At 66.3% G+C, this 21191-nt stretch carries 14 protein-coding genes, 1 pseudogene and 1 riboswitch; of the genes and pseudogenes, 3 read left to right on the top strand and 12 right to left on the bottom strand.

Annotated features, from left to right (window positions below; genetic code table 11):
- Nucleotides 1–186: 186 nt before the first annotated feature.
- From CKO15_RS09410 to CKO15_RS09395, 4 genes are read right to left on the bottom strand one after another with little or no spacing between them, the layout of a single operon-like run.
- Nucleotides 187–573, bottom strand: coding sequence for a hypothetical protein (locus CKO15_RS09410; protein ID WP_200195426.1), 387 nt, complete (start codon nt 571–573; stop codon nt 187–189).
- A 43-nt stretch (nt 574–616) separates the two neighbouring features.
- Nucleotides 617–1546, bottom strand: coding sequence for an ABC transporter ATP-binding protein (locus CKO15_RS09405; protein WP_200195424.1), 930 nt, complete (start codon nt 1544–1546; stop codon nt 617–619).
- An 18-nt stretch (nt 1547–1564) separates the two neighbouring features.
- Nucleotides 1565–3682, bottom strand: coding sequence for a TonB-dependent receptor domain-containing protein (locus CKO15_RS09400; protein WP_200195422.1), 2118 nt, complete (start codon nt 3680–3682; stop codon nt 1565–1567).
- A 15-nt stretch (nt 3683–3697) separates the two neighbouring features.
- Nucleotides 3698–5230, bottom strand: coding sequence for a hypothetical protein (locus CKO15_RS09395; protein ID WP_200195420.1), 1533 nt, complete (start codon nt 5228–5230; stop codon nt 3698–3700).
- Between the two features lie 377 nt (nt 5231–5607).
- Nucleotides 5608–5930: riboswitch (cobalamin riboswitch) on the bottom strand.
- A 283-nt stretch (nt 5931–6213) separates the two neighbouring features.
- Here CKO15_RS09395 and CKO15_RS09390 point away from each other — a divergent pair.
- The 3 genes from CKO15_RS09390 to cysG all read left to right on the top strand — a co-directional run bounded on the left by CKO15_RS09390 (nt 6214) and on the right by cysG (nt 8859).
- Nucleotides 6214–6588, top strand: a complete 375-nt coding sequence (locus CKO15_RS09390; protein ID WP_200195418.1) for a ZapG family protein — start codon at nt 6214–6216, stop codon at nt 6586–6588.
- A 306-nt stretch (nt 6589–6894) separates the two neighbouring features.
- Nucleotides 6895–7215 (top strand): cysteine-rich small domain-containing protein, encoded by a 321-nt coding sequence (locus tag CKO15_RS09385; protein WP_200195416.1) that lies wholly within the window; start codon nt 6895–6897, stop codon nt 7213–7215.
- A gap of 162 nt (nt 7216–7377) precedes the next feature.
- Entirely contained in the window at nt 7378–8859 is a 1482-nt protein-coding gene (gene cysG / locus CKO15_RS09380; RefSeq protein WP_200195414.1) for a siroheme synthase CysG, read from the top strand.
- Here the strand turns inward: cysG and CKO15_RS09375 are convergent.
- The 8 genes and pseudogenes from CKO15_RS09375 to CKO15_RS09340 form a co-directional block, all read right to left on the bottom strand.
- Nucleotides 8803–9735, bottom strand: coding sequence for a dimethyl sulfoxide reductase anchor subunit family protein (locus tag CKO15_RS09375; protein WP_200195412.1), 933 nt, complete (start codon nt 9733–9735; stop codon nt 8803–8805). The two genes, cysG and CKO15_RS09375, sit on opposite strands and share 57 nt — an antisense overlap.
- Before the next feature lie 380 nt (nt 9736–10115).
- Nucleotides 10116–10721: pseudogene (locus CKO15_RS09370) on the bottom strand (4Fe-4S dicluster domain-containing protein); the annotation flags it as partial.
- Nucleotides 10718–13663, bottom strand: a complete 2946-nt coding sequence (locus CKO15_RS09365) for a molybdopterin oxidoreductase family protein (RefSeq protein WP_200195408.1) — start codon at nt 13661–13663, stop codon at nt 10718–10720. The pseudogene CKO15_RS09370 and the gene CKO15_RS09365, both read right to left, overlap by 4 nt.
- 214 nt (nt 13664–13877) lie before the next feature.
- Nucleotides 13878–14108, bottom strand: coding sequence for a sulfurtransferase TusA family protein (locus CKO15_RS09360; protein WP_200195406.1), 231 nt, complete (start codon nt 14106–14108; stop codon nt 13878–13880).
- 142 nt (nt 14109–14250) lie between these two features.
- A complete protein-coding gene (locus CKO15_RS09355; RefSeq protein WP_200195436.1) occupies nt 14251–14436 on the bottom strand; it encodes an Alvin_2107 family globule sulfur oxidation protein in 186 nt (61 codons plus the stop codon).
- 220 nt (nt 14437–14656) lie between these two features.
- The gene (locus tag CKO15_RS09350) at nt 14657–15403 is read right to left on the bottom strand and encodes a type I-MYXAN CRISPR-associated protein Cas6/Cmx6 (protein ID WP_200195404.1); all 747 of its coding nucleotides are present in this window, start codon (nt 15401–15403) and stop codon (nt 14657–14659) included.
- Between the two features lie 94 nt (nt 15404–15497).
- Nucleotides 15498–19211 (bottom strand): translocation/assembly module TamB domain-containing protein, encoded by a 3714-nt coding sequence (locus CKO15_RS09345; protein WP_200195402.1) that lies wholly within the window; start codon nt 19209–19211, stop codon nt 15498–15500.
- Between the two features lie 90 nt (nt 19212–19301).
- Nucleotides 19302–21071 carry an autotransporter assembly complex protein TamA gene (locus CKO15_RS09340; RefSeq protein ID WP_242464691.1) on the bottom strand — a complete coding sequence of 590 codons (1770 nt, stop codon included), beginning with the start codon at nt 21069–21071 and terminating at the stop codon, nt 19302–19304.
- Between the last annotated feature and the right edge of the window lie 120 nt (nt 21072–21191).

Raw genomic sequence — 21191 nt, 5'->3', positions numbered from 1 at the left:
CTCTCGCCCGCCCGCGGACCGCCCGCGGACCGCCCGCCGGGACGGGGCTGGCAGCAAAGCGAGGTCGGGCTGGCTGAGCCATTCACCGCGGAAGCCTATCGACCTCGGCGTTCGCTGCTCGGTTGGACGGCTTCGGCAGGCAGGGCTAGTATCACGGAGAGCCGACTTCGAGGACTACGCAGACCGCTAACCCATAAAGCGCATTGCAGTCAGCATGACAGTAATCATTAAACCCAACGATCCGACAATAAAACCGAGCACCAAATGGTGTTGTTTATCTTGCCGTCTGATCATTTCTTCGAAGCGCTTATCGACCTGCTCGAAGCGCTTGTCGACCTGCTCGAAGCGCTTGTCGACCTGCTCGAAGCGCTTGTCGATTTGGGCAAAGGCCCGCTGCATCAGCTCACCCTGATGCTTCAATGCCTCCTCCACCCGTACTACACGCTCGTGCAGCTCGCGATCATAGACCGCCGGCGCTGGAATCAGACGCCGCTCCTGCTCCGCCAGCCACCGCTCCAGGTAGGACTGGATGTAGGCATCAATATGCTCGCGATCAGCCTCTGCCAGCGCCATAAGTAACCTCATAAAACCTGCAGCTACCGTTCGACGACCCCCATTATAGCAATGATTGCCCGCCTCCATCCGCCTCAGCCCCCACGCCCGACGCCCGCGGCACGAAGACGGCACGCCCGTCGACAGAGCCGATGGCCAGCGGCTGTCCATAGAGCCGCTCCAGGGCGCTCGGCTCGAGCATCGTCGCGGCCGGCCCCCAGCACGCTTCGCCGTCGGGATAGAGCAGCAGCACCCGGTGGCACCAGCGCGCTGCCAGGTTGATATCGTGCAGGCAGGCGAGCACCCCGCAACCGGCGGCGGCCTGTTCGGTGAGCAGTTCCATGACCGCGACCTGGTGGCGCAGATCGAGGTGGTTGGTCGGCTCATCGACCAACCAGATGCGCGGCCCTTGGGTCAGCGTCGTCGCCACCATAAGACGCTGTCGCTCACCGCCGGAGAGGGTACTGACTAAGCGCTGCTCTAACTCGCCGAGTTCCATCCGCGCTAAGGCACGGCGGGCAATCGCCACGTCCTCACCGCGCTCTAGGTGCCAGGGTGAGAGATAGGGGTGGCGGCCGATCAAGGCGCTCTCCAGCACCGTGGCCGGAAAATCGTCGTGGCGCTCTTGAAAGACCACTCCGAGGCGCTGCGCCAGCAGCCGCCGACGCCAGCGCGACAGCTCGACCTCGGCCAGCCGCACCTGCCCGGCACGCGGCCGCCGCAGTCCGGCGAGGGTGTGCAGCAGGGTCGTCTTACCGGCGCCGTTCGGCCCCAGCACCCCCCAGATCTCCCCCGGCTCGATGCTCAAGCGCAACGGCTGACCGGCAGCCCGCTCGGGGATATCGATGATCAGATCGTCGAGCGTGAGCCGTATCGCCGTCCGGTCACCGCCACTAGGCGCATCGACACCACCCGCCGGCGCGGCATCGCTGCCCCGCTGACAGGTCGGCGTCACCCCCCACGGCTGATCGCCTCTACCGGTTCGGTTCAGCATCGCTGCAGATCGCCACGTTCACTGCTGCGCCGCTCCATAACTGACGCCCAAGTGCCAAGAGCGCCCCGGACGTGGATGACCACGAAAATCTTCGTAACGCTCATCGGTCAGGTTGCGCACGCTCGTCTCGACACTCCACTCACCGCCGCGCCTCCCCGCGCCGCCGTTATCACCCCAGCGGCTCGTCAGCGACAGATCGTGGCGGGTGCGGTCCTCGGCCGGCAACCGGTTGGCGGTATCGAAGTAGAAATCCTCTTCGATGGTCACAGCGTACCCGACATCCCACCGCGCTTGCTGATAGATCAACTGCCCGCCGTAGTGGCGCCGCGCTCGCCGCGGCAGCTGATTGCCATCGAAGGCGACCATAGCAGAGCGGTGCTCGGTCTCCTGCAAGGTGGCGTGCAGATCGAGCCGCAGTGACGGGATGAGCAGTAGGCTGACTTCGGTCTCGAGCCCACTCAAGCGCGCCTCGGCCACGTTCTCCGCTCGCCCGACCCCGCGCGAATCGAAGGTCCGCACGATCATGTCACTGACCTGATTATCAAAATAACTGATATCGGCACGCCACTCCGATAACCAGTCGCGCTCCCGCGACTCGACCCACTCGAGGCCGAGATCGCGATTCAGCCCGACCTCGGCGGCCAAATCGGGATTGCCACGAACGAAGCCGCGATCGCCAAAGAGCTCATCGAGGTTGGGGGCGCGCACGTAGCGGCCGATATTGGCGCGCACCCGTACCTGCTCACTGAGGCGCCACTGCACGCCGAGCGCCGGGTTCGTCCACTGGTCGCTGACTTCGCGCCGCTTAAATTGCGATCCCACCCCCGTATCGCGCACGTCGCCCGCATCGCGCAGCGCTCGATGACGCAGTGCTACGGCGACTAGAAGCGACTCATCGGCGAACCAGTAGGTGTTACTGCCGAGGCCGAGATCGAGCACGTAGCGCTCAGCATCGGAGTCCTCAGCACGGCCCTGCAAATCCTCACCGAGATAGCGCTCGGCGCGCACCTCGCTGCGTAGCGCCAAGGTGCCGCGTTCATCGACCCGCTCCAAGTAGCTACCGAGACCAGCACTGCCGGTGCGGTAGCGTTGATGCTGCGCACCGAGTCCGACATCGGCGCCGCGATCGTCGTAGGTCTCGTCCTTATGCCCAGCGTACGCCTCAAGACTCAGCCCCCACAGCGCTGCGCTATCCATAGCGAGCGTAGCGCTGAGATCGGCATCCTGCCAGCGCACCCGCCCCTGCACGATCTCGCTCTCTAAGCGCGTCGCCGCGCTCGCGGCGTTATCCCAGCGCGGCAGCCCCTGTTCCTTCGTGAAGTAGCGCAAAAAACCGTCGATGCTCCGCTCTCTGGCCAGCGCTCGCTCCAGGTGGAGCAGCCCCGAGCCCTGGGTAAAGTCGGCGTTGTGGCGCCGCCCGCCGCCGTCCTCGTTGCGCAGCGGAAAGTCGTTATCGGCCTGCCGCCAACTTGCCGCTCCCAGCACTCGCCACGGCGCGCTCGCGTACTGTCCGAGCGCCGAACCGGCCCAGTGGCCAAAGGCGCCGTGTTCGAGACCAAGGCGCCACGCCTCGCCCTCGCCGGGGCGTGGCAGGCGGATGTTGACGGCCCCACCGGGCAGGCCGTGACCGAGCTGAATCGGGGTGATCCCGCGATAGAGATCGATCGCTGCCACTTGCGCCAGCTCGAGCTCGGCGAGGTTCACTCCGCCGCCGCTGGCCTCGTTGAGCAGGAGACCGTCGAGGTAGACCGCCACCTGCTCGGCATCGGCGCCTCGCAGGCTTACGCTGCTGAAACTACCCGGGGCGCCGATGGTGCGCACCTCCGTGCCGACCCCTTGCGCGAGCACCTCGCCGACCGAACGGGCACCGCCGCCGAGCGCACGCCCCTGGTAGTGGGCACTGGCCCCGGTGTGCTCGCTGCCGACGACATCACCGAGACGGTGTGCGGGGGCGAGCACGCTCGACTCGACGACAATCGGGGCAAGCTGCTGCTCGGTGGCGTGCGCGTCGGTGGCGTCGGCGGCCGCGGCGGCCGCGGCGGCATCGAACAGCAGAGGGCCGCTGAGCAGAAGGCCGCTGAGCAGAAGGTGAAGGCGTAGACGTGCGCGGCGCCGTGCGGACGCCGCGCGGATCACAAGCGCGACCACTGTCTACTCGACGACGCCGACACCGCCACCCTCGACCGCCGCAGCAGCAGCGCTGGAACCGGCACCGGCGTTGGTGTTGGCGTTGGCGTTGGCGTTGGCACGCCTGAGCATAACCTCCTGCTCGGCACCGGGCTTCGAGACGTCAAAGGCGGCGATATAGGCATCGCCGTAGTTCATCGTCATTCCATCTTGCGACCAGCGCTGCATCGAGACGAAGACGAGATCGAGCGCCTCAATGTAGAGACCGGCGTGGGCGCGTGCCGGTTGATCGCTGATGCGATAGCCGCTGAGATCGAGCGCCGCGTTATCGAGCAGGAAGTTTCCTGCACTGACTGCACTTGGATCGACCCGCCACTGTCTGTCTTCGTTGAGCAGCAGCAGGTAGGCCCGCTCGGCATCGACAAAGATCAGGTCTTGTGGATTCGGGTCACCGCTCTCGGTATCACGCCCGTCGGGCAGCCCCTTTCGCCACTCTCGACTCTCCGGTTGCTGCTCGCGGTAGCGAGCGACGTACTCCATCTGGGAGCGGGCGAGGCGGAAGAAGTGCTCGCTACCCGGGGTCGCACGCACTGTCAGATCGGAGCCGTCGGGGTCGAGCCCCTTATCCTCTAACTGATACGTTTGACGGTCGATCACGCTGTGGGCAGCACTCGAAAAATCGGGCGCTACGACAGCGACAATCGCCTTATTGGCGCTGAAGGCGATGGCGTTCGGGCTCAGTTCGAAGTCGTCGATGGTCGCCACGATGCGATCGTCATCGTCCGGATCGATCACCTTGATGCGTGGGTTGGCAGGATCGGCAAGCGCGACCCAGACGTCCCCCTCGGGGGAGCGGGCGATCGTTGCGATGTTCTTTCGATCGAGCCCGGCAATCGCGGTCAGCGCGCCGTCGTCAGCATCCCGTTCGAACTCACCGGTGGTGGTGTCGAAGGCGTAGAGCGAGTTGTCCTGCCAGTCGTGGTAGCCGAGGAGATAGGCGCGCTCCGGCCCGACAAAGAGGGCGTGCTGGCTTTTGCCGTGCGCCGTGCCGACGCTATCGTCGATCAGCAGTTCACTGTGAAACTCGATCTCCGCGCCGCTGCCCGTCCAGCGGATCGCCTGCACCCCGCCGCTGGCATCGTCCGGATCCATAAGATCACCGGTACCGGCGACCAAGATCTGTGACTGCGCCTCATCGACATCGAGCGACCACGGGTTACGGAGATCGAGAGGCAGACCGCCTGTCTCACCCGGAAGCACCGGAACGCCGGTCTCCCCCGAACCGGGATCACCGGTCTCCCCCGGAAGTTCCGGATCGAACTCAGGGGCCGGATCGTCGCTGCTCGATGAGGAGAGACAGCCACTGAGGCCGGGGAGCACTAAGGCCACCACTGCAGCCAAGGCAAAGACGCGGACTCCGCGGTGGGCAGCGTGCAGCGGCACGCCAGCGGCAGCGGCAGTGCCAGCGGCAGTGCCAGCACCAGCGGATCGGGGATCGGAACCGGAATCGGGGGAACTCGCCAGGCGGCTCGCTAGATGGTGTGGATGGTTGGACATCGTACTTCGCGCTCCTCTCGCTCACGCACGTACAGACCGGGCAGATGCACCGGCGATACGGGCTCTCTCTACACCGCGGGGAGGATAGGGAAGAGCAGCAACGGGAGGGAGACGGTCAACCTGGAAGCGGTCACGAGGCGATGTGCAGCTTAGCCGCACCGCGCACACCACGGTCGACCCATCAGCACCACTCCAGCAAGGGAGCCTGGCAGCTTATCGCTCACGGGCGACAGCTACAGGCCTCGGCCATTTGCCGACACCCTTCTGCGGGTCGCTGTACACACCGCTCCGCCGCCCGGCCATCGACATCGACATCGATCGACAACCGCAACGATCCGACTCAACCCGGCTCGCCACACCCCGCGGCACCTTGGTCGTCACAGGTCGGTCTCCGGGCTCGTGGGGCGCCTGCGCCGGCACAGCCATCACTGCTGCAGCCAGATACAGACTCCGAGCGGATCGACCTTCCCATGAGCAGAGCCGTCGCACCACCGGAACCCGATCAAGACTCAACCGAGAACCGACGCAGCGATGACCACAACCCACAGTGGCACTCACGGATCCGCTAGCCATCCCACCTACCGTTGCGGGGGCAGCGCCGGACTCACCGCGCTCTGCGGCTGTACCGGTCTTCCCGTTCGACTGCCGGCGCCCATCGCGGCGTTGCGCGATGTGGCGTGTCGCCAGCAGTCACCTGTGACATGGGCGGAAACTTTAGTGCGCTGCGAGGGCGGCGTCAAATACCATGCACGGGGGCAGCATTCGAGACAGTATTAGTGGCAGAACCAATAGCGGGAGCAACAGCAAAACCGATGATCGGCGGCACAGATGGCAACCGCAGCCGGCAGCGACTGCTCACACCGGTACCGAGCACTGCCAATATTGCGGTCAAAGCGCGCACCTGGCCCCATTGCACGGCAACGGTTGGTACAACGGGGTCGTTCCTACTAGAATGTCTGGGTCAACCAAACGGAGGTTAAGCTATGCTCCACGATCCTTTGCTGTACATCGCCGTCGGCCTGGCCGTTGGCGGCGCCGCTGGCGCGTTGTTCGGTCGCTCCATGGGTCCGAATGCACAAGATGTCCGTGATGCCGACCGCATTGCCAAGCAGAAGCGGGACGAGGCCGAAGCGGTGCGTCGTGAGGTCGACAGCCACTTCGAGCAGACCGCCCAGATCATGGGTGAGGTCACCAAGGCCTACCGCAAGCTCTACGAGCACATGGCCAAGAGCACCCAGCGCCTGGCACCGCGACGCACCGAGGACCTGGTGAAGTCGCTTGGCGATCAGCGTCTGCTGCCGCGTGAGATCTCCAGCCGCCGCGAAATCCGCAACGACTCTTCGCGGCGTGGTCGGTAACGATCGGCTGATCGGCTGGCTGACTGGCTAAGTCGCGCATAGCAGCACACGCCGGGCCGTGAGCCTCCACCTTATGGCGGTGTGCTCGCCGGCTGTTTTAGGCGGTTCTGGCGTGGCTACTCGGACGCCCGGGGGGTTGCGGTCCTCCGGGCGTTTTTTTCCTCTCGCAGCGAGGGTGCGCAGAGCGAGCGAAGAAGGGGACAGACCCCTTTTTCCAAGCCCGCAAGCCCGCAAGCCCGCAAGCCCGCAAGCCCGCAAGCCCTTGATAGCATGAACTATAATTAGATTCCCTCGAGGTCTCCTGTAGTGACGTCACACGAGTTACCGCCTGAAGAGGCGTACAAGGGCTTCACCCACGAGAGCTGCCCCTTCTTCCCCTGTCACAGCGGCGTAACCCGCCCCTTCAATTGTCTCTTTTGCTACTGCCCACTCTACGCCTACCGCTGTCCAGGACCGTATCGCGTCATCGTCGACCGGCGCGGGGTTCGCCGTAAGGATTGCAGCGCCTGCGCCCTGCCCCATAACGGTCACCACGCCGCCTGGTCGTTCATCCAGAAGTGGCTCAAGGCCCCTGCGCTGTGGAACGGCGAAGCGGCCGAGCCGTGGAACGGCGCAGTGAGTGAGTGAGTGAGTGGGTGGGTGGGTGCTCCGGTTCTCCCCTGTCCCTCTCGACGATGAAGCCAGCCTCAAGGTCTGCCTCAAGGTCTCCTATTCCCAAAGTGGTATCGTACCGCTGCAGCGTTGATCCGATAATGCGCTATGCCCCGCGAGCGAATCACAGGCCCCCACATGCAACACTACCCGATCTTTCTCAAGCTTCACGGTCGTCGCTGCCTGGTGATCGGCGGTGATCGCAGCGCGGCACAAAAGGCCGAGGACCTGCTGCGCGCCGGCGCCTTTGTCACTCTAGTCGCTCCGCAGCTCAACGCCGCTTGCCAAGATCTACTAGAGCGCTATCCAGGCTGGGCACACCACCGGGCAGAGCGCTATCGCCCCGGTCACGAACAGGGCGCAGCCCTAGTCCTCTCGACCAGCGACGATGCCGCCATCAACCAGGCGGTGCACGAGGCGTGCTGTCGACGAGGCATCCCGGTCAACGTCGTCGATCAGCCGGCACTCTGCAGCTACATCAGCCCGGCACTGATCGACCGCTCACCGCTGCAGGTCGCCATCACCAGCGGCGGGGCCGCCCCGGTTTTGGCGCGGCAGGTGCGCGCTCAAATCGAGACCTTGTTGCCGACCGCTTACAGCCGACTTGCGAGCCTCGCCGGACGGCTGCGCCAACAGGTGCGCAGTGCCCTCCCCGACCCTAAGCACCGGCTGCGATTCTGGGAGCAGGTCTTCTCCGGTCCGGCCGCCGAGGCGGTGCTTGCCGGGCGCGAACAGGAGGGCGAGGCCGAGATCGTTCGTCTGCTGGAGCAGGCACGCTCGGCACCGAACCCGCGCGGCGAGGTATTTTTAGTCGGCGCTGGCCCCGGCAACCCTGATCTTCTGACCTTCCGCGCGCTGCGGCTGATGCAGCTCGCCGATGTCGTCCTCTACGACCACCTTGGCGCCACCGAACTGCTCCACTTAGTCCGCAAAGATGCTGAGCGCATTGCTGTCGGCAAACGCTGCGGCAAGCACACGCTGCCCCAGGAGCAGATCAACGCCAAGCTCATTGAACTCGCGCAGGCCGGTAAGCGGGTGTTGCGGCTGAAAGGGGGTGATCCGCTGATCTTCGGGCGCGGCGGCGAAGAGATTGAGGGGCTGATCGAGCGCGGCATCCCCTTCCAGATCGTCCCCGGAGTGAGCGCCGCTCAGGGGGCGGCGAGCTTCGCCGGAATCCCGCTAACCCACCGTGACTACGCGCAGAGTTGTCGCTTTTTGACCGGCCATCGCCACGATGGGCGCGTTCAGCTCGACGCCTGGGCGCCCTTCCACGCCACCGAGACGCTGGTCATCTACATGGGGCTGAAGAATCTCGGCACGGTCTGTGATCAGCTGCGCGGCCTCGGCCTGCCGGCCAACCACCCAGCGGCCGTTGTCTCCCGCGCCACCACAGCGGAGCAGCGAGTGGTGGTCAGCACCTTGCGCGAACTGCCGGGGGAGGTAGCGAGTACCGAGCTGGAGAGCCCGGCACTGATCATCGTCGGACCGACGGTGGTGCTGCAAGAGCGGCTGGCGTGGTTCGACGGCGACGAAAGCGCCGCCGCGCCGCCGTCGCCCTCACCCTCAGTAGTAGAGTCGAATGGTGTGACGCGCCTCGGCAAAAAAGAGCCAGCGCTCTAGCACCGCCCCTCCCCCGACCAGTGCCAACGCCAATACGGCCCAGAGGGTGCCGGCGCCGGCGGCCACTGCCGCGAGCAGCAGCGCTGGCAGGGCCAGACCAGCGCCGACGACCAGCCACCGGTAGTAAGCAACCGCCGGATGGCGCTTGGCGATCTGATCGCTCTGCAGCTCGTGATCGAGGAAGGTCGGCCCCGAGTGCCCGGAGTCGTGCAGGCGCACGACCCCTTGAGTCAGCCCGGTCGCTGTCGCCGGCGTCGACCCGGCCGGGCGATGGCGCCAACTGAACCACGCCGCCTTGCTCGCTGCAGCCACCGCCAGCAGGGTCGCCCCGAGGGCGGCGATCGGGGCTGGATCGGCACCCGCCCCGGCACGCACCACAGTCAACAACACAGCCCCACTGCCAAGCCCGATTAAGACGAAGTTCACCGGCGTTAAGCTCTGCTGCCAATCGTGCACTGCGCGCACACAGCCGTAGATCATCCCGGTCGTCACCACCGTCGCCACCGCCAGCAGTGCGGTCAGTAGCGCCCAAAAGGCGGTCCATGCGGTGTGCTCGACGCCACCCATCAAGTACGGCAGCAGATAGAGGGCAGCGACCGGGAAGAAGAGCCCAGCACAGACCGCCTCGCGGGAGAGCCACGAGCTGCGCACCCGCGCCAGTGCCCGCCAGCCATCCCGCGGCTTGGTAAGGTGTCCGGTCGATAGCAGCAGGCCAGCGGTGATGATCAGCAGACCGAGGAGCGCAGCGACAAGCAGCTCACCGCGCTCGACCGGGCCGCCGATGGCGAAGAGATCGGCCAGAACAAAGAGGGCGACAAAGCCGAAACCGGCCCCGGAGAGGACGGTAAAGAGGATGACCGACAGCGGTGCGTGCATGGTATCAATCCTTCAAGCCTGTGATCGCAATCGCGATGATTGAGCGATGGTTGACCGACGGCGAACATCTGTGGCGAACAACTGCCGCATCCGAACAGTCGAATCGAGGAGCAAAGTCGACTAAGCGAATCAGGCACAGCGGCACGTTGTTCTCAGCGCGACTCGCCCGCGTGACTCGCCGACTAGCGATAGATCCGCCGGTTAGGCCACTGACTCGGCGGCTGCGCCGGCTGCTGACGATGCGGCGACCTCGCCGGTGCACCGCCCCGCTCCGCTGCTGCGCCCTCTTGCCCTGTAGCCGGACCGCTAGAACGCTGCGCCGGACTGAGCTCGTCTCGACCGGGCTCATGCTCCAGCGACGGGCGGCTTGCGGCCGAGGGGCGCAGCGGCAAGTAGCGGTTGACCGGGACGCAGCCGAGCTCCGGCAGCAGCGGGTAGCCGCGGCGCTCGCGCACCAGTTCGGCGACCGTCGAGTCGGGGTCGTCGAGATCACCGAAGTGGCGGGCGCGGGTCGGACACGATAAGACGCACGCCGGCGTGCGCTCGGCCTCCGGCAGCCGGGTGTCGTAGATGCGATCAATACAGAGCGTGCACTTTTTCATCGTGCCGCTGGCGGTATCGAGCTCGCGGGTGCCGTAGGGGCACGCCCAGGCGCAGTAGTTACAGCCGATGCAGCGCTCACCGTCGACCAGGACCACACCGTCGCTCTCGCGTTTATAGGAGGCACCGGTCGGGCAGACGTCGACGCACGGCGGCTGCTCGCAGTGCATACAGGAGAGCGGCAAGTTGACCGTCTTGCTGTTCGGATAGACCCCCTCTTCGTAGTGGCGCACCCGATTGAGCCACACCCCGCCCGGCTGATCGCCGTAAGGGTGGTAGTCGGTCAACGGCCCGCTGATACCAGAGCTGTTCCACTGCTTACACGCCACGGCGCAGGCGTGGCAGCCGACACAGGTATCGAGATCAATAACCAAGCCTAGCTTCATGGCGCCCACCTCCCGCGGGTCAAAACATCGCGCACCGAGCGGCTCAGCCCAACCGCCTGGTGCGTGGCGTAGCGCAGCACCGCCAGCGGACCGTTGTCGATCCCCGGCGGCGGTTTCAGCGCTGGCCAGTTCGGTGCCGTCGAACCGGCCTCGTCGGCACTCGCCTTGCGCACCCGCACCCGGACGTCGTACCACGCCGCCTGGCCGGTGATCGGATCGGAGTTGCTCAGCGGCTTCTCACCGTCGCGCCGCGGCAGGCGGTCGTCGATGACGTGGTTGAGCAGAAAGCCGCGTTGCGCCTCCGCGGCAGCGGGCTCAAGGCCCCACGCCCCGCTCATCTTGCCCATCCCGTTCCAGGTCCAGACAGTGTCGGGCTGCGTCCCTTCCATCAGGCGCAGCTCGGCGCGCACCTTTCCGGCGTGTGACTCGACCCAGACCCAGTCGCCGTCGGCAAAGCCGAGTGCTTCGCCGCGGGAGCGGTTCATGTAGAGGTAGTTCTGCGCCAAGATCTGCCGCAGCCAGGCGTTTTGGCTGTCCCAGGCGTGGTAGTGGGTCATCGGCCGCTGGGTGATGGCGTGGAAGGTGTAGGCATCGGTATCGGTGCGCGCCTCCTCAAGTGGCGTGTAGAAGAAGGGCAGCGGGTCGCAATAGGTCCGTATCCGCTCACGGTCGGTCTCATCGGGCGGCTGCGGGCCGTCGGAGAGCCCCTGCGCGGCGAGTCGAAAGCGCTGCAGCGGCTCGCTGTAGAGGGCCATGACGATCGGCTCAGCACTCGGGTTGAAACCGACCGCGTGCGACCACTCAAGGTAGTCCTTGTTGGCGAACTTGTAGAACTGCTGCGAGAGCGGCAACTCGTGCTTAAAGAAGGCACCGTTTTCGATGTAGCGCTGCCACTGCTCCGGGTTCGGCTCGCCGCGCAGCGGTTGCGTGCCATCACGCCCGCGCCAACCGGCCAAGAAGCCGATCCCGGGCGCCTTCTCGTAGTGCACGATGAAGTCTTGATAGTCGCGGTACTTCGCCGAGCCGTCGGCATTAACAAACTCCGGCAAGCCAAGACGGACCGCTAGCTCGATCATCACCTCCTGCCAGGGACGGACATCGCCATCGGGCTCGAGCAGCGGTTGGCGGATGGCATCAGCTGGCCCATCCGGCTCGGAGATCGGCCGATCGAGCAGCGAGATGCAGTCGTGGCGCTCCAGATAGGTGGTATCGGGCAGCACCAAATCGGCGTAGTGGACACTCTCGGAGTGGAAGGCGTCGACCACGACCAGATACGGCAGTTTGTACTCGCCCTGCTCGTCCTTAGCGCGCAGCATCTCGAGCACCGAGTCGGTGTTCATGGTCGAGTTCCACGCCATGTTGGCCATGAAGAGGATCAGGGTATCGAGCGGATAGGGATCGCCCTCAACGGCATTGGTGATGACGGTGTGCATCTTGCCGTGGGTCGAGAGTGGTGCTTGCCACGAAAAGGCCTTGTCGATGCGCAGCGGCTGACCGTCGCCATCGATGACCAGATCCTCCGGCCCGGTCGGAAAGCCGAGCGGTGTGGCACTCAGCGGGGTATTCGGCGCCGTCTCCCGCGCCGGGCGCAGCGGTGGTGGGATCTGCCGCGGATAGGGCGCCTTGGCCCGATGGGCGCCGGGGCAGTCGACCGCACCAAGCAGCATCTGCAGCAGATGGATGGCGCGCGCCGCCTGGAAGCCGTTCGAGTGGGCGGCGACCCCGCGCATGGCGTGCATTGAGATGGGGCGGCCGATGAAACGATCGTGCTTCCGCCCCGCCCAATCGACCCACTCGCACTCGATCTCGATCGTCTCGTTGAAGGCGACGTGGGCCAACTCAGCGGCGATCCGCTCGATCGTCGCCGCCGGGATGCCGCAGATCGTCGCGGCGCGCTCCGGGCTGTACGCCTCATCGAGGAAGCGCTCGGCGGCCAGAGTCAGCGCCGTCTTGACCGGCCGGCCATCGGCGGCGGTGTAGCTGCCGAAGAGCGCCGGGGCGATCTCAACTTGGGTGCCGTCGACGATCGCCTCACGGTCGAGATCGTAGACCTGCGGCCGCCCCTGCTCATCGCGCAGCAGCAGCCCATCGCCGGCCTCCCCCGGCGTCTGGACGACCAGATAGGGGGCGTTCGTGTAGCGAACCAGGAAGCTCCAGTCGAATTGACCATCGCGCAGCAGACAGTGGATCAGCGCCATCGCTAGCGCCCCGTCGGTGCCGGGGCGAATCGGCAACCACTCGTCGGCGACCGCTTGATAGCCGGTGCGCACCGGATTGACGGCGACAAAGCGGGCGCCGCGGCGTTTGATCTCCTCAATCCCGCGCTTAAAGGGGTTCGAGGCGTGGTCCTCGGCGGTGCCCCAGAGCATGAAGTAGCGAGTGCGCTCCCAATCGGGATCGCCGAACTCCCAGAAGGCGTGACCGAGGGTGTAGAGCCCGGCGGTCGCCATATTGACCGAGCAGAAGCCGCCGTGGGCAGCCCAGTTGATGGTGCCAAACTGACTCGCCCACAGCCCGGTGAGGGCCTGCATCTGATCGCGCCCGGTGAAGTAAGCGAGCTTGCGCGGATCGCTGCCGCGGATGGCGCGCAGCCGCTCAGTCAGCTCGCTCAGCGCCTCCTCCCACGAGATCTCTTCGAACTCGCCGGCACCGCGCTCGGTGCCCGGTTTACGGCGCAGCGGGGCACGCAGCTTGGCGCGTGAGTACTGCTTCATAATGCCGGCGTTGCCCTTGGCACAGAGGACGCCGCGGTTGACTGGGTGATCGGGGTTGCCCTGAATAAAGCGGACCTTGCCGTTCTCTAGGGTGACGCGAATCCCGCAGCGGCAGGCACACATATAGCAGGTGGTGTAGCGCACCTCTTGCTGGTCGCGCGGCTCAAGGTTGGCCGCTGGTGCAGCCTCTGGATCTGTCGCCGCTCCTGCCGCTGGGGTTGAGGGCATGATTGGACTCCTCCTCCTGACGCGGACGCCTGATGCGGACGCACCGCGCGCTGCGTACAGGCGTGCGCAACCACCACCCCAGCGCAACAGGGCGGGGAGACAGCCTGCTCTGGCGAGTTTGCGGCCGCCCGCTCGCGGCCACAATGTTATGCGGCTCGGTAGAGCGCTACCCGGCTAGCTAGACGCTGCCCCATACGGCTCTGACAGTGGAGCCTCAGGCACAGCGCAGATAGAAGTGGTAGGCGCCCTCCTCTTCGCGCTTCTCCAGCAGCTCGTGGCCGGTCTGCTTGCTAAAAGACTCGAAGTCTTGCAGCGAGCCGGAGTCGGTCGCGATGACGTGGAGGACTTCGCCAGTGTTCATGGTGGCGAGGGTCTTCTTGGCCTTGAGGATAGGCATCGGGCAGTTGAGCCCGGTTGCATCGAGTTCCTGGTCGAAGTCGGGCATCGCTGAATCTCCTGTGGATCGTCCCAATGAATTGATCGTGCAATCGATCGTGTCGCAGCGAGAATCACGAAAGCATCTCGGCTCGCTCACCCCATCGCTACAGCCAAGGGCCTTGCGCTCGCTTTTTGGTCAAAGGTCCGGGTCAGACCTCTGCGCTCGCCACCGAGCCCGTACAGCCGTCGGCGTAACCGGCCTCGTAGCGCTCGCTCAAACGCTGCTCCTCACGTTTCGGGTTGCGCAAGTAGCCGCACGCCCAGCCGGTAATATACTCATCATCGACGCCGCGCGCCTCGAGATCGCGCACGGTTTGGTAGTAGGTTGAGTCCATCGCGCTCGCCTCCTGATCGGATCGCACCGCCTCACCGCCGCTCTGGATCGGGACCACAACGCCGATCCGCTAGCGGGAAGGATGCCCAGGTGCCGATATACATGGCAATCCACCCGATGGGAGGGCACTGCGGAGCGGTGGGTTATCTCTAAGGGGATAGCGGTGGCGGCCTTGATCATTCATTGGCCCACAAGCCCGCCACGTAGCGGAGGGCAGCGGTTCAGCTGTGGACGGCCACCACGCTCTTGTGCGGGACGAAGAAGCCACACCCCCACAGGCGCCCCCCGCCCAAGCCGTGCGCCTGCAGGGCCACGCTCGCCGGCGCCCCTATGCCGTCGACCAGCAGACTGCGGGTTGCGACCACCCCGCTAGGAGTGGCAAGCCATTGACGCCGACCACTGAGTAGGCGCCGCGGCTGGATATCGAGGGCCTGCAGCGCCGCATGCACCGTGCGCAAAAAGGCCGCCTCGCTTGCCGCTGCTGCGCCTTCTTCCTCTATCTCTTCGTCGACTTTTCTCTCTGCGTCTCTCTCTGCGTCAGTAGCAATCGGGTCGAGCACCCGGGCGGCGTAGAGCGGCTCGGTGGCGACCAACGGCTGCTCACGCACCGCCCCCAGCAGCAGCGTGCAGTCGCCGAGCACCAGTTCACAGCCAACTAGGCTGCATAGCGCTGCGCCGCTAGCGCGAGGTGTGCGCAGTACCAGCTGCGAGCGGCGCGATAGCAACAGGGGCGCCTCTGGGTCGCGCCACCAGCCGTGCCCCGCCTCAGGCAGGTGGGTGATACGCGCACCGATGGCCGCGCTAGGCGGGGCTGAACCTAGCCGTTCAAGCAAGAGGGGGGCTAGGGCCTCGGCAAGAGGCACCGGGTAGTCGGGCGGCAAGGCATCACCGTGGAGCCGGAAATAGAGATCGACAACTGGCGCTTCGCTGTCCAAGGCCGCTGCCGGTTCATCGTCGTTCCAGAACATGGCCTCCGCTCCGAATGTGGTTGGCGAAAACTCGGGCAGCCAGGCATCTTACGCATCAATGTGTATCGATGCGTAAGATGCCTGGCTGAATGGCTCAATCGATCTCGAATCGGCGCATCAGATCGAGTGAGCTCTCTTCGCTACTGACCGCCTCTAAATAGGTCTTCCACGTCAAGTAGTAACGTAGGCGCAGTGTGTTGACCGGCTGAAAGACGCCTACACCGTAGGAGACGCGCAATCGCGGTGAACCGACGTAGCCGGAGACGACGACCTGCGCCTCATCGCCCTCCCCGGCGGTATCGATCTCAAAGTCCTCGACACCGAGCTGCTCGGCCACACCGCCCAGCACGCGGCCGCCCCCCATCACCCCGAGACTCAGCGCTGCCTGCGCCAGCATTGCATCGGTACCGGCGCCTTCGGCACCGAGCGGACGGCCGCGAATCAGGTAAGAGAGGGCATCTTCTTCGCCCATCGCCGGCTCGCTAAACAGAGTGATGACCGGCTGAGGGGCATCGCCCTGAATGCGCAATCCGGCGGTGACCCGATCGCGCTCGATTCGCCGCACTGCTTCGATATTGAGCTGCGGGCGATCGAGCGGGCCAACGAACATCACCATGCCACGGCGAATGGCCAAGCGCTGGCCGTAGCCGCGATACTCACCGTCAACGATGCGCAGCTCGCCGAAGGCCGCCGGCTCGGCCCCGGGCAGCTGGCGCACTTGCAGTGTGCCGGCGAGGGTGCCGCGCACGCCGAAGGCAGCGAGCTGCACGGCGTCACCGAGACGGATATCGATCGCCGCATCAATCGCCAACGCCTCATCGGCGCGCTCGGCAGCGGCTGCGGTGGCCTCTCGCTCATCGGCGGAGTCGACGGCGGACTCCTCGACAGACTCCGGGCGCCGCTCTTCGTCGCGCCGGCGCACGATGACGACATCGCCGGAGCGGGCAACGGCCTGCTGCGGCAATTCGGCGACGGTGATCGCCCCCCGCGGCACCTCGACGCTGCCGCGCACCCGTACCTGTTCCGGCTGCATGCGCAGCGTCAGATCGGGGCTGATCACCAGCTGGGCCAACGGCGGGTATTCGATCGGCAGGCGACGCCCGGCGAGCGCCACATCGAGCTGCCAGGCATCGAGCTGCGCCCAGTCGGCCTCGCCGCTCAAACGCACCGGCCGACCGTCGATGACAAAACCGCCGCTGAGCTGCGCCTGGGTCGTCTGCAGGGCGATGCTCAGAGCGAGTTCGTCGATCGTCGTCGGCGACTCCGGCACCGCGACCCGGCCATCGGCCAAGGTCAGGGTGCCGTCGAGCTCGGGGTTGTGGCGCGTCCCGGCGAGTTCGATTGCGGCATCGAAGCGCCCCTCGAGTTCACGCAGCTCAGGGATAAAGGGGTGAAAGAAGCCGAGCTGTAGATCGCTGACCTGCAGCTCTCCGGCGAGCCAACCGTCGGCCTTAAGATCGGGATTGGGGTCGGCGGCGAGTTGCAAGGCGATCTGCCCCGCCTCGCGGGTTAAGAAATCGAGCTGCAGTCCCGCCGTCTCGGGGTCAAGGCGGCCACTAAGGGTCAGCCTCTCGTAGTCGAGATCGCGCACCACCGGCGGCAGATCGTCGATGGCCTCGGCAACGGCGAGCTCGATGCGGCCATCGCGGCTCTCCAGATCGAGCTCGGCGAGCAGGCCGCGCTCCTGCTGCCAGTCGAGCCACCCCTCGCCGGAGAGCCCCCCCTGCCAGCGCACCAGCTCTGGCAGCCACGGCTCCAGCCACGCCAGTTCGAAGTCGTGCAGCGCCAAGCGTGTTGTCACCGCCTCGGGACTGGCTACGACCGGCTCGGCGACGCAGAGCCGACCGTCGCGGTAGCGCCAACAGTGCGGGCTGACCTGCACCACCTCGCCCTCCTGCCGGAGCATAAAGGGGCGATCGAGATCGAGCGCATGGCCAAGCGCTTCGCCGCCAGCATCGGCGATCATGCCGTGCCAACCGCGCCCCTCCAGCCAGCCGCCGGCGATCGCTAAGCGGGCGTTGCCCTGCGGGGCCGAGGCCCGTGCCGTCAACTGATGCGAGGCGCGGGTGCCGAAGGCGCTCACCTCAAGCGTCTCGATTGTCTGCTCTAGCTGCTCGGGCTGATCGGCCTCCCCGGCCTGCTCGCCCTCCCCAGCTTGCCCAGCTTGCCCGGCCTGCCCACCTACGGCCTGCCCGCCCAGCGTTGCCTGCCGCGCCACCAGCGTCACCTCGCCGGGCTCCATGCCGAGCGCCGGCACATCGGCCTGCCACTCGAGCTCGGCGAGTTGATACGCCTCGCCGTAGCGCAGATCGCGCCCCCAACCGGCACTCTGCACCGAGGCGCGCAGCGGCTCTCCGCGCACCCGCGCCTGCGCCTCCACGGCTCCGCCCAAGTCGGGGTGAAGAACGCTAAGATCTTCGGCGTGCAGCGCCAGATCGAGCGTCAACTCGGCATCGGCCCACTCGCCATCGAGGGCCAACGCCCCACCGTCGATCTTCGCGCGCACCCCGTCGGCGAACCACGCCCCGGTATCGCGGTGACCGAGCCGTCCGGCGAGCTCAACATGCCGCCCTTCGAGCTCACCGTGCAGACGCTCGAGTACGAGATCGAGCGACCAGCCCTGCGCATCGGCCTTGCCGCTGACCTGCAGCGGCCCGGCGACCCGCTCCGGGGCTGCCGGCCACTGCTGCGCCGGCGAAAGATCGTGCAGATCGATCGCCGCCTGCCACTGCAACTGCGGCGCCCAGGCGACCTCACCGCGCGCCCGCACGACGCCATCGAGCAGGCGGCCCTCAAGGCGTTCGATCTCCGCACCGCGCTGCGGGTCGACGTTGAAATCGGCCTCCCACACCCCGTGCGGGATCTCTTCGCCGCCGACTTCGGCGCTGAGCGCCCCGCTGATCCGCTCCAGATCGCCGTGCACGCTCAGGGTCAGCGCCTCGGCCTGGACCAGGTCTTGCGTAGCCAGCGGCCAGCCGCCGCTGACATCGAAGGCGTCGAGGCGAAAGGGCAACCGCGGATCGAGCGGTCGCAACGCCAGTTCGAAATCGCCTTCCACCGGGCCGGCGAGGCTCAAGCTGCTCTGTAAAGCGGCGACACTCCCGCCGAGCCGCGAGGCCAAACGAACCCGCTCAGGCAACCCAGGGATCGCGGCACTGGCGCGGACGAAGAGGTTCAGCGGGTAGCTCTCGACGGTACGCAGATCGCCGTGGAGGTCAAGACGGGCATCCTCGCGCTCAACCATTAGCCGCTTAATCTGCCAACTGCTGCCGGCGCCGGCGAGCTGCCCTTCAAGGCGCTGAATCCACTGCACCGGCGCTCCGCCGAGCTGCAGGCGGACGCGCTCGATGCGCAGCTGCTCAAGCTCGACTGTCAGCGGCAGATCGATCTGTGGCAGCGCGATCGGCTCTTGCCGCGGCGTTTGCAGCGCCTCTTCGAGCTCGGCTGCCGTCTCGGCCTCGGCCTCGCCTTCGGGAAGGGTCACGGCGACGCCGCGCGCCTCAAGCGATTCGATGCGCCCGCGCCGCTCTAGCAGCTCCCACGGATGCCAGCGCCACTGCAGCTGCTCGATCTCGACCTGCAGCGCCTCGTCACGCCACGCTACCCGGTGCGCCTCGACACCGCGAATGAGGCTGCCGTCGCGCACCTGCAACTGCAGTCGCGGCTCCTGCGTCTGCGCGACGTAGGCGATCAGCTGCGCACCGGCCGTGGTGTAGAGCAGCCACCACACGGCGAGGAGCAGCAAGGCAACCAGCCCCAGCAGCCCACCGCTTCCCCAAGCCAATCCGCGACGCCAACGCCTTGCCATTACTACTCTCCGCTACTGCCCCTCGTTGCACTTCCTCGTTGCAGCTCTACGTTGCAGCTCGCCGTCCAGGCACTCCGCTACGGCAACCCGCTACAGCTCCGACCCCATCGAGAAGTGGATTCGCCACGAGTCGTGGTCATCGTCATCGATCGGCACAGCGACGTCAAAGCGGACCGGTCCGATCGGTGACGACCAGCGGATGCCGGCGCCGGCACCGACCTTATACTCGTCGCTAAGATCACTCCAGCTGCGCACGGCGTTGCCGGCATCGACAAAGAGCGCCGGTCGCCACTGTGAAGTCAGCTGATAGCCGTACTCAAGACTGGTCACCGCCATGTAGCGCCCGCCGATGATGGTGCCGTCGCGCTCCGGACCGATGCTGTGCAGCTTATAGCCCCGCACGCTCTGATCACCGCCGGCGTAGAAACGCAGCGACGGCGGCACCTGAGCGAAGGCATCGGTGGTCAGCGCCCCGACATCGGCCCGCCACACCCAGCGGTGGCGATCGGGCCAAGTGCGCACCCAGCGCGTCCCAGCCCGCGCCCGGTAGAGCTGGATATCGGAGAGCAGCCACGTCTCGGCCGCCTCCAAGGAGAGCATCTGCCGATCGCCGTGGCGGGGATCGAGTCCGCCGCGGCTGCGCGTCCGGCTCCAGCTCGCCCCAGGGAGCACCAACAGCGTCGTCTCGCGCTCGCCATCGAGGCGAAAGCGCTCCCAGTCGCTGCGCACCGAGAGCACCTGTTGCCAGCCGTTATCGAGCCGGTGGCGATGGCGCACCGAGGCGGTCACCTGCTCCGAGTCGATATCGGCCACATTCTGCGCCTGCGCCCCGAGCTGGAACTCGAGCGCTGTGCGCAGCGGATCTTGCAGCGGGATGGTGTAGCGGCCACTGACACTCTGCCGTCGTTCGGCGATCTCGCTCTCGACACCGAGCGAGTGCCCCCACGGGTTCACCCACGGCCGCTCCCAGCCGAGCCGGACGCGCGCGCCCCAGTCGGTGGTGTAGCCGACTCCGGTGGTGATCTCGTGGCGTGCTAACGGCTGCACCTGCACCTCGACGGGAACCTCGCCGGGCTCGCCAGCCTCCGGCACCGGCCGCACGCCGACCTCACGGAAGTAGCCGCTATCGCGCAGCGACCGATTCAGCTGCCCGATCTGCGCGGCGGTGTACGCCTCCCCGGGAGAGAACGGCACCATGCGCTGCAGAAAGGCGTCGGCTAAGGGCGAGTCGGCGAACTCGACCGCGCCGAAGCGATAGCGCGGACCGCTCGCGTAATAGAGGTGGATATCGGCAGCGTTCTCGGCCAGATCGACATCGACCCGGCGGACGGTGAAGCGTCCGTCGAAGTAGCCGCGTTCCAGCGCCAAATTCTGCACCATGCGCCGCGCGGTGGCGTAGCGACCGTGGTGGAAAATCTCGCCGGTGCGGATCGGCATGCGCTCTTCGATCCCGGCAAAGGCCGGATCGTGCGCCGCCTCGCCGTGGATGTGCAGGTTAACGGTGCGGATGCGCACCGGCTCCCCCGGGTCGATGAGGATGACTAGGCGCCAGCGCGTCTCCTCGTGGTGGGCGCGCACTTCGATCTCAGCGTTGTAGTAACCGACCGCCTCCAGGCTCTCCTGCACCCGGGCCGGGGCCCGTCGGCGAAAAGCGGCGCGGGCGGCCGGATCGGCCGTGGCCGGCTCACCGAGATAGCTGCGCACCTGCTCTTCAAGCGCCTCATCGACGCCGACGATGTCGATCTGTACCGTCTGCACGCTCTGGGTGGTCCGAGTGGTCTGAGCAGCTTGCCGGGCCGTCTCCGCGACCGCAACCGCCGGCAGCATCGCCACCATGCCCGCCAACACACCCGCTAACATCCCCGCTAACGCCCTTGGGCTAAAGGTCAATATCGGCCCCCTCACTTCACCCCCATCGCAGCTGTATACTGTGCCGTCCCTAGTGGATAGGACAACCGAAAAAGGCTCGCATCACCATGA

This window comes from Halorhodospira abdelmalekii, from assembly GCF_016583625.1.
Lineage (GTDB): Bacteria > Pseudomonadota > Gammaproteobacteria > Nitrococcales > Halorhodospiraceae > Halorhodospira > Halorhodospira abdelmalekii.
The sequence above is the reverse complement of the archived record's forward strand: the minus strand, read 5'-3'. Positions and strand labels throughout refer to the sequence as shown.